Below are 13,246 nucleotides of genomic sequence, written 5' to 3' on the forward strand. Positions count from 1 at the left end.
ACTACGTTACGGTCAGTATGACATAAGTCCAAGTTTGACCCGTTTGCAGTATACCAATTACCCAACTACGGTAAATATTTTTGTACTACACTCCAACCAGTTAAAGAAACCCAAGCAAAACCTATAAATAACAAGATATTTAAACCAATATGTAAAGGTCTAGCCCAAGGCTTAAGAGTGCTAATTTGGGTAGCACTAAAAGCTGATATTAACACCAATCCTACGACGATTAATCCAGCGATTAAGTGTGATGAGTGTCCCAAAGAACCAAAATGGCCTAAAGTGCCGACAATACCAACGGCTAGAAGTAGCAGTACTAAACTAACCATTGTGATGCCGATGATGTAGTGTAACAATCTGATGCTGCTATTTCCATCTATCACTGGGATGCCGAAAGGAGATTGTCCTGTTTTTCTCACCCTAAACATCCAAATACCAGTAATTGCTAAAAATAAATATGCCAACAGTGACAGCCCCATAGACCATGCGGCTATTTTCCATAACCAGAGGAAAGAAGGTAGATGCATAATAAAAGTTTAGAGATGGAAAATTATAGACTGATTACGCCCCAGTTGCTTGGCGCGGTAGAGTGCTTGATCTGCTTGTTCGACCAAGTTGGCTGATAATGTGCCAGAGGTAGGTATTTGAGTAGTAATGCCCTGGCTAATTGTAACTATATTGCTGACTTCCGAGGCTTGGTGAGGAATTGCTAAATCTTTAATTGCAGAATGAATGCGTTGAGAGATAGCGATCGCCCCTTCAATGTCAGTATTAGGTAAAATAACCACAAATTCTTCCCCACCATAGCGAGCCACTAAATCCGTTGGACAACGCACTACCTGTTGAACCGCTTGAGCGATTTTAATCAGACATTCATCCCCCATTTGATGACCGTAGGAATCGTTATAGCGTTTAAAATAATCAACATCAAATAATAGTAGAGAAATAGGTTGCTGTTCTCGGTATAGTCGTAGCCATTCTACCTCTAAGCGATGGTCAAAACAGCGACGATTGGCAATTTGCGTTAACCCATCAATATTTGCCTGTTTTTCCAGTTCTTGATTTGCCAATCGGAGATTATGTTCTGCTTCTCGTAAAGCTAATTCTGCTGTTTTGCGTTCGGCTTCAAGCCGCGCCCTTTCGCTCACATCTAAGACAACACCATAAAATGCAATCTCTCCATTTTCTCGCAGTTCTGGTCTAGACCGGGCTTTAATCCACTTGAGTTTTCCTGAAGGGGTGATGATGCGCCACTCATAGTTAAAAGAAGACATAGTTTCTAGACTGTAATTCAGTGCTTCCTGATAGCGATCGCAATCATCAGGATGAAACTGCTCAAAACAGAGGTAGGGATTTTCGAGTACCTGCTCAACAGTAACTTCATGAATATCCTCAAAAGCATCACTCATATATTCATAGTACCAAGAACCATCCAACCGCCTAACCGCAATATAAATTACTCCTGGCGAAGATGCAGAAATCTCTTTTAATTTCTTTTCGCTTTCAAGTAAAGCTAACTCTACTTTTTTGCGCTCAGTAATATCTTGGGATGTTCCTAAAGTTTGCTTTACCCTACCATCTTCAGTTCTAGAAAACACCATATCTCGACTATAAAGCCAATGCCATTCACCTTGAATATCTCGAACGCGATACTCTATTTCCACAAACTCATGATCTTGCAGTCTATAAGTTTTTTGCATGGACTGATAGACCATATTTAGATCATCTGGATGACAAATGATCGAAAACAACTTATCTCCCATTTCCTGAACTGCTGCGGCTGAATAGCCCAATGTTTCCACAACAGAACGATTCATGTAAACATTACGCTGTTCAATGTGGTCATAAATATAAAGCAGATTTGGCGTTAGCGCTGTAATTTTTTCAATAAAATGCTGCTTCTCCCTCAGTTTATCTTCTGCTTGTTTGCGCTCAGTAATGTCTTGGGATGTGCCAAACAGCCGAATAACTTGTCCTTGAGCATTAATTTCAGCCTTGCCTCTACCTTCGGTATACCGAAAAGAGCCATCTACATTCACAACTCTCAGTTCTAATTGATAGGATTCTCCTGTAAAGAGCGCCCTTTCAACTGCCTGGTGTAGCTGTTCGGCATCTTCGGGATGGTAAAGCAGCAGATTTTCTTGGTAGGTAGGTTCACCCAGTGTCCGGTCACGTCCTAAAATCTGGAATAGTTCCGTAGACCAAGTAATTTTACCTGTGGTAAATTCATACTCCCAATTGCCAATGTGGGCAACCTGCTGGGCTTCTAACAACATGGCTTCACTCTTCTGCAAAGCCTCTTCAGCTTGTTTACGCTTAGTGATATTAAGCAAAACACCATGCCACGCAGTATCGCCATTCTGTCGCAATTCATAACGAGAATTTGCTTGTACCCACTTCAGTTTGCCGGCAGGTGTAATTATTCGCCACTCATAAAAAAATGGCTGTAAATTTTTGGTACTCAAGGCAACAGTAGCCTCATATCCATCCCGGTCATCAGGATGAATTTGTGCAAAATAAAGACTAGGGTTTTCTAAAATTTCCTCTGGTTCTAATTCTAATAAATATCGACAACCCAAGCTGATGTATTCAAAAGTAAAAGATTTATCAGAATGCTGGATCAGGGTGTACATTGTTCCAGGAATATTAGACGCTAATGTTGCTAATAAATTCTGGCTATACTGTAATGCGTCCTCCATGTACTTGCGTTCAGTGATATCGTATAAAACGCAATGTGTTTTCACAAATTGACCATCTGGTTCATATTGAACACGAGCTTCGAGCAGAACGACTATCTCGCCACCATCCCTTCTTTTTAGGTATAATTCTTCATTAGCCTTTTTATTAATTTTGAGATATGCAAATGTTTCTGGGAAATAGGGTTGTGTCTCCAGTGACCAAAATTCGCCAAAACTCCTACCCATGAGTTCTGTTTCGGTGTATCCCAATAAGTCACACAGTTGCCCGTTGACATCAATAAAACATCCCTGTGCGTCGAGGGACTGATAAGCAATGGGGGAGTTTTCAAACAAGCTCCTAAATCGGTGTTCGCTTTCTAATAAGGTTTGTTCGGTTTGTTGGCGTAAACGCAGTTCGTTGTAGAGATCGCTGATATCTTTCATGACACCAATGATGCAATCTTGCCCATTCAATGATTCCACCCTAGCTGATATCAGAACGGTCTTAATCTGGTTTGAGTAAGTGTAAATCTCTGTTTGAAAATTCAGGAGACTTCCTTCATTTAGTAGAGTTTGTTTGAAATGACATGAATCTTCCAGATTTACCCAAATTCCTAATTCCACACAGGTTTTACCGATGATGTTTTCTTGAGTATCTCCCCAAAACTGGCAAAAACTTTCATTAACATTCACACATATTCCTTCTCCTAATGTGAAAATCCAAATGGGGTTAGGAGTGGTATGAAAAATAGTCGAAAATTTGGTTTCCGATTCCTGAAAGGCTTGCTTGACTTGAGCAAACATCTGGTTAAATGATGTTGCTAAAACCTTCAGTTCTGCTATGGCTATATCTTCAGATAAAGAATTTTGCCATTCTCCTTTAGCTATAGCTTGACTAGCTCGACTTAATCGCAAAATAGGTTGAGAAATCCAGTATGCGGTGAGGCTACCCATGCCAATAGCAATTACCAGCGCCAAGCCACAGAGTATAAAGGTTATGCGAGCATTAGTATGAATTTCTGCCATAAATTCCGTTTCGGGAATCACTGTCACCACGAGCCAATTTAAGCCATAGGAGTCGCTATAGGGTGTAACTTTCACAAAGGGTTTTTGCTCTAGAGCAAGACGAAGAATTTGTGGCTGAGAAATGTCTTGTAAACGGCTAAACCGTCGTATTAAATCCTGCGTCACTTCACGGATGAGAGGTTCACGGCTATTCAGGGCTTTTAGTCGTGTAGCTTTACCATTGATGATGGTAACTGGGGATTGATCTTCCGAACTGGCAACAATTAACCCTGATTGCTCTATGATAAAAATATAACCGGATCTCCTTGCATTCAGTGTTTTCAGAAATCGACTGATTTGAGCAAGTTCCAAATCAATACCGAGTACACCTAGTAAATTTTTCTGAGCGTCATAGATAGGAGTGCTGGCGGAAATACTGATGTGATCAGGTAAGTCTCCCCAAGTGTAGATGGAACTCCAGATCGGCTTACCCGCTTTGACTGCATCTAAGTACCAAGCAGCATTATTCGTTTGCGGGTTTTTAATTGTATTTACTAACTTGAGCCGATTACCCTGATTATCTACTGAGTAGGAGCGGATTTTTCTGAGGTCAGATTTGGAAATTTCTGCAATTCGCAACTGATTACCCAACCCATAGCCAGAACCAATAAATCCTCCCTCTTTACTGCCAAAGTTAATGTATGCAAAATTGAATGATGGGCTATGTCCCACCGTAGGTGATCGCACCTGACGATAAAAATATTTACCCAAGGTGTTAAAATCATTCAAGTCTAAAATTCCCGACTCGAAAGCATCCACATTCGTGCGGTTAATTTCCTGGGCTTTACCTAAATAAGTATTAAGATGTTGTTCAATGCGATCGCTTACTTCCGTCATCAATTGATTTGCCAACTTCTCTACAGCCTTTTCTCCACTCCGGTAAGACAAATAGCCCACCAGTGTCACTACTCCCACGGTTTGCAAGACAAACGGCACTATGAGCAGAATTTGTAGTGGTACTTTGACAAATGTCTTGATGATCCTGTTGGCAGAGAGATAAGTCATGTTACAAGTACTGAGATACTTGATTCTAATTTAAACGTTGAGAGAAATCACTCTAAGATAACTCTACCTCTAGGCTATTTAGGAAATTTTTGATTGCTCAAAGTGTTGAAGATATGGGTTCTTACGCGCTAACACCCCGCTACCGCTACAGTACTTATCGTTTGCCTATAACTAAACAAAAAAGGCTGCTGACTTCAGCAACCCTAAAATTGAGAAAAATTTTTTTCAATCAACGGATGCTAATCCCATAATTTGGAAAGGTTTCGTAGTATCTCCAATTTTTGTATTTATGGAAGAACCCATCGAAGTGGTATTTATCGGTTTTTTTTCTTCTAAAGAATCTGTATCATCACATCCATTGCTAGTAGGTTCACCGATGGCCAGGCGATCGCACGGAATCGTATCCGATAAAATTGAACTTGCCATCATTCCCGTATGAATCTCCATCTGAGCTTCTTTCGGGGCTTCAAAAACTAGCCGTTGTCCAGGAAACACAACCCTTTCAAAGTACCAGTTAGGAATATTGGAAATGCGAGCCACCTGCATTTTATTCGTGGCATTGACGTAGCAGCAGAGAAACTTCCCCGATTGCTCCGGTGGTAGAGGATCTAATATTTGAGCCATAACTGCTGAGGAGCTTTTACGCCACAATTTTACATTACATAGGCAAAACTAACATCGCCCGATCCCCAGTTGCTGTAACTCCGACTACCAACTGGAATTTTCTGCATTATTTCTATCTAAAGTTATGTCTTTATTTATAAAAATTTCCTGACCATATCTCATTTTTTTAAATTTATCATCCCCAGACTTTCCAGGCTACTCTTTACTCCCTGTTCCTTTATCATCTATCTCCAGAATTACCAAGGCAAAACATCGCTTAATGAATAGACTCAATGTTATGGTAAAGCTATATGAAATTTTTCTTCATAAAGTCTATCTCTATGTATAATTTTACATAATTTTATGCACAGTAGTTTTAGATTTTCGCAATTTTACTAACATCAAGTTTTTAGATACCAACAATTTGCTCAAATGTCAAGCAAGATATTGATAATTTCAGTAAACTAAAAAAAACACAGTTTAAAACAGATGTTTCTATAGGTTTCACCTAAAAAATCGGCAAGATGGAAGTTAAAACATTATGACGGAAAACCGCATTCTTTACGTTCGCCTTCCCTGTAACCCCATCTTTCCCATTGGGGTTGTTTATCTTTCTGATCACGTCCACAAGCTGTTTCCCAACATTGAACAGCGGATTTTTGATTTAGGCACAGTACCACCTTTAGATTATGCTACTGCCCTAGATACCTGTATTGATGAATTTAAACCCACACTCCTAGTCTTTTCTTGGCGCGATATTCAAATATATGCTCCAGTCGGTGGAAGGGGCGGAAATCCACTGCAAAACGCCTTTGAATTTTACTATGCCAAGAACCCACTCATCAAATTACGTGGAGCATTAGGCGGTTTACGCATCTTCATTGCTTATTATGTAGAGTTGTGGCGCAACTTAGGCTTAGTTAAACGTGGTTTAGCTCGCGCCCAAAAATATCACTCCCAAGCGCGTGTAGTTTTGGGTGGTGGTGCAGTCAGCGTATTTTATCAACAGTTGGGCAAAAGCTTACCGCAAGGAACAATTATCTCTGTGGGTGAAGGGGAAACCTTACTGACAAAATTCTTGGGTGGCCAAGAGTTTCGAGATGAACGTTGTTATGTAGTGGGAGAAAATCAACCACGAGAACGGCTGATCCACGAACAACCAACACCCGTAGAAAAAACAGCTTGTAACTACGACTATATCGAAACTATCTGGCCGGAATTTAATTATTACCTGCAAGATCAAGATTTCTATGTTGGTGTTCAAACTAAACGGGGTTGTCCTCATAATTGCTGTTACTGCGTTTACACTGTTGTTGAAGGCAAACAGGTACGCATTAACCCTGCCGATGAAGTTGTGGCTGAGATGCGCCAATTATATAATCGCGGCATTCGCAACTTCTGGTTTACTGATGCTCAATTTATCCCCGCACGCAAATATATCGACGATGCTATAGAACTATTACAAAAGATTGTCGATTCCGGCATGACAGATATAAACTGGGCAGCATACATCAGAGCAGACAACTTAACTCCAGAGTTGTGTGACTTGATGGCAAAAACAGGGATGAACTACTTTGAAATCGGTATTACTAGCGGTTCTCAGGAATTGGTGCGAAAAATGCGGATGGGGTACAATCTGCGGACTGTTTTGCAGAACTGTCGTGATTTGAAAGCCGCTGGTTTCAATGACTTGGTTTCCGTCAATTACTCTTTTAATGTCATTGACGAACGTCACGAAACCATTCGCCAAACGATCGCTTATCACCGCGAATTGGAACGGATTTTCGGTGCTGATAAAGTAGAACCTGCCATTTTCTTTATTGGATTGCAACCTCATACCCATTTAGAAGAATATGCCTTTAAAGAAGGTATCCTCAAACCAGGGTATGATCCAATGAGTTTGATGCCCTGGACAGCCAAGAAACTTTTGTGGAATCCTGAACCACTAGGTTCATTTTTCGGGGAAGTCTGTTTACAAGCTTGGCGACGCAATCCCAACGACTTCGGACGCGAAGTTATGAATATCTTAGAAGAAAAATTAGGTTGTGCTGAGTTAGAAACAGCACTTTCTGCGCCAATTGCAACTAAAGAGAAACATCTGGCAGGCGTATTATAGAAAACTAGGGAGTATGTGGACATTTTGATTTGAATTTTGAATTGTCCTCCTCCCGTCCCCGGCGATTATTTTTACCAAAATTCATGCTAGAAGGTTCAATTCTCCAAAAGCTAGAAGTAGCACATCGTCACAGCACCAGGCCGATTCATTTTGGGGTGTATTATAAAAATACCCTGGTTTCGTTATGTCATGCCCTGGAAGACCATATTTTAACTGATGACGGTGCGCCTTTAGTGATAGCGGCATTTCAACAGGGTAAATGGTATTTACAAGAAGCAGATAGATACGCAGATATTGCCAAGCGTAGCCGTGAAATTGCGATTATGGCCTCGGCTGATGCAGGATTTGCAGAACACCATACTAGTCAGTTACCCAATGTTGATTTAGTGCCTATAGCCGCAGGTGATCCTGTAGAGCAGGAATGGCATTTGATTATTTTATCACCTGAATACACAGCGATGGTAATTTGTCAAGAATTATCTGATGCTGATTATGGAATCGGTGGTTTACCAGGGTCAGATTTAGAACGTAAATTTTATGGTTTGTGGACATTTGAACCAGATTTAGTCAGTGAGACAGCCGAAATAGCGATCGCTCACATTCAAAAATATAACCCAGAATTAGCAACTAAACTCAGCGCCCATAAACAAGCAATCCAGGCTTCTATTACCCCACCAAAAGACTTAAGTGCCGTTGTCTCCCGCGTCGTCGATTACCTACAAGCAGGACAAGAACAATTAACCCTACCCGCAGCCCTGCAACAAAAAGCCCTAGATCGCAACTTGGTTTCTAACGAAATCCAGGCATTTTTGCGGATGGCGCAATTAATGGATTTAGCAAATATCAGCAACCCCAAAGCCGCCGCAGAAGTCGTGGCACTTTCGGAAACAATCGGTCAGTTGTTAGATTTACCAGCATGGCAACTTAAGAGATTGCGCCTAGCAGGGTTATTGCACCGCATAGATCCACTACAAAGAGCAGAAAGTATACTCTCTAGCACATCCAACAGCTACCAAGAAAATGCCCCCAGTTGTCCCCTTACCTGTCCCCTAATACCAGGAGTACAAGTATTACGGACAATGCCACGATTGCGAGCAGTTGCCCAAATTATCACTCACCAAACCGAATGGTGGAACGGCACAGGAGAACCATCTGGTTTAGTTGGAGATGAAATCCCCCTCGAATCGAGAATCTTAGCATTAGCATCAGATTTTCAGTTGCGAGTCAATCAGCAAAAATACTCAGATAAAAGTGGAGTAGAGATCTTTGCTCAAGCTTTAGATGAGTGCAGACTGCAACAATCTACCCGCTTTGACCCTAAACTTGTGGATACCCTAACGTTATTAGTTATGGGTTTACAACAGGGACTTGACCTACCCCTAATGACAGCTAAAGTGAGTAGTGGTATGTGGTTACTTGATTCACGATGGGATAGCCACAGCAAAAATAGTGAGGAGATTAGTAATTACAGCAAATGAATATTGAAACTATTAGATTAGGAAAAATCAAACAACTCCCAGGAGCAAATTTAGAAGACGAGGAACTATCCCAAATAGATTTAAGCCGCGTCAACTTAGCTGGTGCTAAATTAGTTGGGACTAACTTTACTGGTTCTAAACTCGAAGGCGCACATCTTGAAGGTGCAAATTTGATGGGGGCTAACCTCCAAGAAACTGACTTGCGAGCTAACCTCATGGGAGCAAATTTAATGCAAGCAGACTTAAGTAGTGCTGATTTAAGAGGTAGTAATTTGCGTGGTGCTAACTTGATGGGTGCAACACTCAGCGATGTTACTTTGGCTGGTGCTTTCTTAAGTGGTGCTAATTTAATGAGTGTCAACTTGCAAGGAGTTGACTTTCGTTGTGCTGACTTACGTGGTGCAAACCTCACAGGGGCAAATCTCAAAGGTGCAGATTTGAGTCGCGCTGATTTACAAGGAGCATTATTAAGTGAAGCTAACCTAGAAGAAGCTGATTTGCGGGGTGCGAATTTAGCAGGGGCGAATTTAACAGGGGCTAACTTACTTTGTGCAGAGTTAGAAGCTGCAAATTTAAACGGGGCTAATTTAGATCGAGCGTGTTTGGTAGGTACAATGCTTGAGGTAGTTTCTTAATCCTGATTTTTGTTTATGAATGATATATCTCGTTGGCAAGAATGGCTGACTGTATTCTCATATATAGGGATTACTATATTTATTATTTGGCGTGTTTTTACGACACCCAATAAATAGAAATAATTGATTACGGTAATTTACCTTATAAAAGACTAAATTGTAGAAACATTTTATGAAACGTTTCTACAAAATAGAGAAATAAAAACTGCCTAATTATCTAAATTTAATGTCTCATATCGTGTCCGGAAATTGTAATTAATTAACCAGACTTATTGATATCAATTTTTCCCAGCCAATCTATCTAAAAAAGATATTTTTACAGCTAAATTGATAACATCTTGATGAGTATTTAAGTTTTTAATTTCCGCATTATTCAAAGCCACAATATAGGGTTTATTCCCAATCCAAGCCATAATTGGACCACCAGAAGAACCTGCTGCTGTGTCACAATCATGAAAGAGTATATCTCTCTCTTCCTTCACAATACTACATCCCACTTGATAACCAGCAGTCCAACCAGCACCAGCTTTGAGGAACTCATAACCTCTCGTTTTAGGGTCGGGATAATCACCAGAATAACCAACAAAGGCGAATTTTTTCGGGTTATTAATCAAGGTTGAAGTAGGTAAAGATTTATGACCTAAATAACCGTATTTCCTACCAATCGGTTTATTCAGTTTCATAATTGCCCAATCTTGGGTTTGATTAGTTATTTCATCATCAGTAAAATCAGTACCATAAGTAACGCGCTCAACAAAAGCAATATCTCTTTGGTCAGCAACTTTACCATCAATCACATTGGGTGAAAAGATAATTTGTCTACTCAATTGATGAGTTTCAGGATCAATCACACAATGGGCATTTGTTAACACCGAATCATCACCAATTAAAGTACCTGTACAACTATAGTTTTGAGCATCAGTTGTTGTACCTTGAATACGACCAATAGCTGACCAAGGATATTCCCGGCTGAACATTGGTATACGGTCATCAGGACCAATAGTACCTCTGTGTTCAGGATCAGGATTGTCAGATTGGTTAACGTCTTCAGGTTTAAAAGGTTTTCCATCTGCTGATAAATTCAACTTACCAGCATCTTGGAATTTGGTAAAAGTTGGTGGGGTTGTTTGTTGGACTTTTGGTTTCACTTGTGCTTGCACCGATACCCAATTAGTCGCAATAATTAAACTGAGAAGAGTAGCTATAAAAAGAGCAACTGGTTGTTTGTAGATAGGTTGTTTAAACATTGAAATCACTCCTGAATCACCTAAAATTTAAAGATTTGATTTATGTAAAGGTTTAGCATTGCTAAACCCTTACTCACCGACCATCTATTTTGATTGTAAGAGAATAATTGATGAAAAATATTTCTGTTGCATTTTTTGAAACAAGCTAATCTAAATATCTGTTGTAGGTTGGGTTGAGGAACGAAACCCAACCAAATCCATGCTTAATATTGGGTTGCACTTCATTTAACCCAACCTACAAATTATTTATTTTCGCCATTCTCCTTGCATAGTGAACGCAGCCCAAAAACGCGGATCTTGATTTGTTTGTTGTCCCCACAACTTCAATTGTGCGGTTCTCAAAGCCACAACTGGAGACTTACCTTCCTTCAACATTTTCCGATAAAATTCACTCATTAAATTAGCCGTCGCTTCATCATTTACCTTCCATAAAGACACCACCACCTTTGCTGAACCTGCATACATTAATCCTCTGGTTAAACCTACTAAACCTTCTCCTTTAACTTCTTCACCCAAACCACTTTCACAAGCACTCAAAACTACTAATTCGGCGGGTAAATCTAAGTTGAAAATATCATTGAGGCGTAAAAATCCTTTTTGTGCTTTACCTTGTTTATCAACTAATGATAAAACTATTCCTGACAACTCTGGATTTTTCATGTCAATAAGTCCATGAGTGGCAAAATGGACAATGCGAAATTGACTCAGTTGGGAATTAGTTGCTAAATTGAAATTAGCATCAAAATCAGTTGCTTTTAAACTATTGTTATTGGGAACAAATGTTAAAATCTCATCTGCTTCTTTACGAGTTCCCGGAAGTCGTAATAATGTACTTCTATTAGCACTGGAACGCCTTAAAGCTGAAAGTTGTAAATCTAATTCAGGAGATAAAGAAGTTTCAGGTTTACCAGTTACACGAGAATCATCATTATTAAAAACTGGATCTGCAAGAACAGCTAAAGTTTTCGGTGCGGGTTTGCGTCCTTGGAGTTTTTGACGGTGGGTTGCTAAACTGCTGACAGAAGGTAAATTAATAATTTCATGATTAACTAAAAGCGGTTGATATTTGACTTTTTCTGTTAAGTCAGACAACACCGCAAACGGTATTTGATGTAAAATGCCATCAGCCACAATTACCAAACGTTTTTGTCCCAACTTATCAGCAACAGGTTTCAGAATAAGTTGACTAAGTTCATTAGCATTTTTACCAATTTCTGCAACATTTTCTGCTGTGTTTTCTGTAGATTCCTCAGCAATAGTGGGAGCTTTTAATTGTTCAATTAATTTCGTCGCTGCTTTCTTAATATCTGCTTCCTTTGGTAGTTCATAAGAAGTGAAACTATTAGCAGTGACTAGCCAAAGATAACTATGTTCTTTACCCAAAGAATATTGTAAAAGGACAGTATCAGGATCTAATTGTTGTTGAATTTGCGGTAAAGTCAGAGGCTGAGGATATTTCAAAGCTGCATATTCTGAATTGGTAGCACGAAGTTTATTTTTGAATTCTTGTTGTTGTTGCAGTAAATCTTGAATTTGTTTTTTAGTAGTTTCTACAACTTGAGTAGGTGCTTCTTTTTTACTCATGAGTGCTGACAAAAAATTGTCTTTACCATCAAGTAGCATTTGTAAACGGCGTTCTTCGGCTAAAAGTTGAGGGTTAACACCTTTACGGATATTGATATTGGCTTCTGTTAACAGTTCAACTAAACCCCTAGCGCGGGAACGTTCGCTAATATTTAGAGCTAATGCGTCGTAGCCTTTGCTGGAGTTTTGTTTGTGCAGTTGCATTAACAGGTCAATGTAGAATTTGTAGTAATCTTGTACGGTGGCAAAGTAGGAGGTACGCAATTCTTGACTGACTATTTTGGTGCGTAAATCTTCAACAATATCAATTGCGGCTTGAATATTAGTGAGAGCATGTTGGAGGTTTCCGCGATCGCGTTCCAATTTAGCTATGTTGTAGAGAGTAATAGCTTCTCCTCCCCTATCACCAACTGCACGTCTGAGGGGAAGAGCCTGGTTATAGTATTCAAGCGCCTTCTGCTTTTCTCCTAAATCATCGTAGACACCACCAATATTGTTGAGAGTGGAGGCTTCTCCTCTCTTATCACCAACTGCACGTCTGAGGGGAAGAGCCTGGTTAAAGTATTCAAGCGCCTTCTGCTTTTCTCCTAATGAGTAGTAGAAACTGCCAATATTATTGAGAGTAGTGGCTTCTCCTCCCCTATCCCCTACTGCACTTTGGAGGGGAAGAGCCTGGTTGTAGTATTCAAGCGCCTTCTGCTTTTCTCCTAAATCGTCGTAGACAGCACCAATATTGCTGAGAGTAGTGGCTACCCCTCCCCTATCCCCTACTGCACTTTGGAGGGGAAGAGCCTGGTTAAAGTATTCAAGCGCCTTCTGCTTTTCTCCTAATGAG

Annotated in this window: 8 protein-coding genes; 3 read left to right on the forward strand and 5 right to left on the reverse strand. The window is 40.1% G+C overall.

What is annotated here, in order from left to right; all coding sequences use genetic code 11:
* Positions 1 to 65: 65 nt before the first annotated feature.
* The 3 genes from VB713_RS11845 to VB713_RS11855 form a co-directional block, all read right to left on the reverse strand.
* Positions 66 to 527 (reverse strand): DUF4079 domain-containing protein, encoded by a 462-nt coding sequence (locus VB713_RS11845; RefSeq protein WP_323311750.1) that lies wholly within the window; start codon positions 525 to 527, stop codon positions 66 to 68.
* 9 nt (positions 528 to 536) lie between these two features.
* Positions 537 to 4,748 (reverse strand): PAS domain S-box protein, encoded by a 4,212-nt coding sequence (locus tag VB713_RS11850; RefSeq protein ID WP_323311751.1) that lies wholly within the window; start codon positions 4,746 to 4,748, stop codon positions 537 to 539.
* 225 nt (positions 4,749 to 4,973) lie between these two features.
* On the reverse strand, positions 4,974 to 5,372 hold the full coding sequence (locus VB713_RS11855; protein ID WP_323311752.1) for a DUF1830 domain-containing protein: 399 nt from the start codon (positions 5,370 to 5,372) through the stop codon (positions 4,974 to 4,976).
* 520 nt (positions 5,373 to 5,892) lie between these two features.
* Here VB713_RS11855 and VB713_RS11860 point away from each other — a divergent pair.
* From VB713_RS11860 to VB713_RS11870, 3 genes are all read left to right on the forward strand, one after another.
* Positions 5,893 to 7,467: a photosystem II high light acclimation radical SAM protein gene (locus VB713_RS11860; protein WP_323311753.1), complete on the forward strand. Its 1,575-nt coding sequence runs from the start codon at positions 5,893 to 5,895 to the stop codon at positions 7,465 to 7,467.
* Positions 7,468 to 7,550: 83 nt separating this feature from the next.
* Complete coding sequence (locus VB713_RS11865) at positions 7,551 to 8,945, forward strand: DICT sensory domain-containing protein (RefSeq protein WP_323311766.1); 1,395 nt, start codon at positions 7,551 to 7,553, stop codon at positions 8,943 to 8,945.
* Positions 8,942 to 9,580 carry a pentapeptide repeat-containing protein gene (locus VB713_RS11870; RefSeq protein WP_323311754.1) on the forward strand — a complete coding sequence of 213 codons (639 nt, stop codon included), beginning with the start codon at positions 8,942 to 8,944 and terminating at the stop codon, positions 9,578 to 9,580. The genes VB713_RS11865 and VB713_RS11870 overlap by 4 nt, the downstream gene beginning before the upstream one ends.
* Before the next feature lie 278 nt (positions 9,581 to 9,858).
* On the opposite strand, the gene VB713_RS11875 is transcribed toward VB713_RS11870, so the two are convergent.
* Positions 9,859 to 10,827 (reverse strand): trypsin-like serine peptidase, encoded by a 969-nt coding sequence (locus VB713_RS11875; RefSeq protein ID WP_323311755.1) that lies wholly within the window; start codon positions 10,825 to 10,827, stop codon positions 9,859 to 9,861.
* 246 nt (positions 10,828 to 11,073) lie between these two features.
* The coding region (locus VB713_RS11880; RefSeq protein ID WP_323311756.1) for a CHAT domain-containing tetratricopeptide repeat protein at positions 11,074 to 13,246 on the reverse strand (2,173 nt) is incomplete at its 5' end.

It is taken from the genome of Anabaena cylindrica UHCC 0172, assembly GCF_034931625.1.
GTDB lineage: Bacteria > Cyanobacteriota > Cyanobacteriia > Cyanobacteriales > Nostocaceae > Anabaena > Anabaena cylindrica_A.

Bases quoted from the DNA above. Each gene is read 5' to 3' on its own strand.
- VB713_RS11850 (WP_323311751.1), bottom strand. From the start codon at position 4,748: ATGACTTATCTCTCTGCCAACAGGATCATCAAGACATTTGTCAAAGTA.
- VB713_RS11870 (WP_323311754.1), top strand. From the start codon at position 8,942: ATGAATATTGAAACTATTAGATTAGGAAAAATCAAACAACTCCCAGGA.
- VB713_RS11855 (WP_323311752.1), bottom strand. From the start codon at position 5,372: ATGGCTCAAATATTAGATCCTCTACCACCGGAGCAATCGGGGAAGTTT.
- VB713_RS11860 (WP_323311753.1), top strand. From the start codon at position 5,893: ATGACGGAAAACCGCATTCTTTACGTTCGCCTTCCCTGTAACCCCATC.
- VB713_RS11865 (WP_323311766.1), top strand. From the start codon at position 7,551: ATGCTAGAAGGTTCAATTCTCCAAAAGCTAGAAGTAGCACATCGTCAC.
- VB713_RS11845 (WP_323311750.1), bottom strand. From the start codon at position 527: ATGCATCTACCTTCTTTCCTCTGGTTATGGAAAATAGCCGCATGGTCT.
- VB713_RS11875 (WP_323311755.1), bottom strand. From the start codon at position 10,827: ATGTTTAAACAACCTATCTACAAACAACCAGTTGCTCTTTTTATAGCT.